This is a genomic window from Vibrio sp. D173a, from assembly GCF_030248475.1.
On the sequence record NZ_JAHGAH010001114.1, the window covers coordinates 1 to 834 of the forward strand.

Annotated in this window: 1 pseudogene; it reads left to right on the top strand. The window is 47.6% G+C overall.

Going from position 1 to position 834, the window contains the following annotated elements:
* Positions 1-834, top strand: a pseudogene (gene hcp, locus KIV40_RS31665) (hydroxylamine reductase); the annotation flags it as partial.

An 834-nucleotide genomic window follows, 5' to 3' on the forward strand; every position in this document is an offset into this window, starting at 1 on the left:
AGCGGTTAACCGTGGCCATGATTCTCAACATGAAGACGTGATTGGTCTACGTTTACTTTGCTTGTATGGCCTGAAAGGTGCTGCAGCATACATGGAGCATGCACGCGTTCTTGGTCAAACCAACCAAGATATTCACGCTGAATACCACCAAATTATGGCGTTCTTAGGTACTGATCCTGCGGACCTAAAACAGCTGCTTGATACATCAATGCAGATCGGTTTGATGAACTACAAAGTTATGGAGATGCTGGACAAAGGCGAAACCGATACTTTTGGTCACCCACAACCAACAGCAGTGAATGTGAAAACGAAGAAAGGTCACTGTATTCTGGTTTCTGGTCATGACTTACATGATCTTGAGAAGATCCTTCAACAGACAGAAGGCAAAGGCATCAATGTTTACACCAACGGTGAAATGCTTCCAGCTCACGGCTACCCTGAACTCAGAAAATACCCACACCTAGCAGGTAACTACGGTAGCGCATGGCAAAACCAGCAAAAAGAGTTTGCTAGGTGCAATTGTCATGACGTCTAACTGGCTGCTGAATCCAGATGTTGGCGCATACGCTGATCGCCTGTTTACACGCAGCATCGTAGGTTGGCCGGGTGTTGCACACCTTGAGGGTGACGATTTCAGCGAACTGATCGACTGCGCACTAGCCCAAGAAGGCTTCAAGCATGATGAGATCGAGCAGATGATCACGGTTGGTTTTGGTCGCAACGCACTGATGGAAGCAGCACCAGCAGTGGTTGAGCAAGTAAAAGAAGGCAACATCAAGCACTTCTTCCTAGTCGGTGGTTGTGACGGTGATAAAGCTGAGCGTAGCTACTACA